Origin of the sequence: Paraburkholderia sp. BR13444, from assembly GCF_040948755.1 — a bacterium.
GTDB lineage: Bacteria > Pseudomonadota > Gammaproteobacteria > Burkholderiales > Burkholderiaceae > Paraburkholderia > Paraburkholderia youngii.
Genome location: NZ_JBFPKM010000054.1, coordinates 1 through 613, shown reverse-complemented (window position 1 = coordinate 613; position 613 = coordinate 1). Strand labels below are relative to the sequence as shown.

1 pseudogene is annotated in these 613 nt (G+C 65.4%); it reads right to left on the bottom strand.

Annotation, left to right across the window (positions count from 1 at the left end):
• Positions 1–613, bottom strand: a pseudogene (locus AB3X95_RS38955) (hypothetical protein); the annotation flags it as partial.

Below are 613 nucleotides of genomic sequence, written 5' to 3'. Positions count from 1 at the left end.
ACGGCTTCGGCCACGCTGTACACCGTCGTGCCACCCACGCTGAACTTCGGCGCGCTGATCGAGCCATCCGCAAGCACGATCGAACCACCGCCCAGCGCCCGGGCCGTGCTCGACGCCGTGCCGTACAACTGGCCACCGTTGACCGCGTCCACGCTCGATGCCCGCACTGCGCCCGCAGCCACCCCGGTCACCGTACGGTTGCCCGCGGTGCCTGCCACGTTGATCACCGAACCGTCAGCATCTTTTGCCACCGAGATGTCACGACTGGTTGCGTCCTGCTGGACCAGACCCACCGTGCCTTCGGACAACTGGTTCTGCACGCTCGTGATGCTGGACGCGTTCTGCGCGATGTTGCTCGTGTTCTTTGCGATGTCAGTTGCATTCAGCGCGATATCGCCCGCGTTCTGCGCAATGTCGCCCGTGTTCTGTGTCGTGCGACCGTCGAGATTCGTGACGGCTTCGGCCACGCTGTACACCGTCGTGCCGCCCACGCTGAACTTCGGCGCGCTGATCGAGCCATCCGCAAGCACGATCGAACCACCACCCAGCGCCCGGGCCGTGCTCGACGCCGTGCCGTACAACTGGCCACCGTTGACCGCATCCACGCTCGATG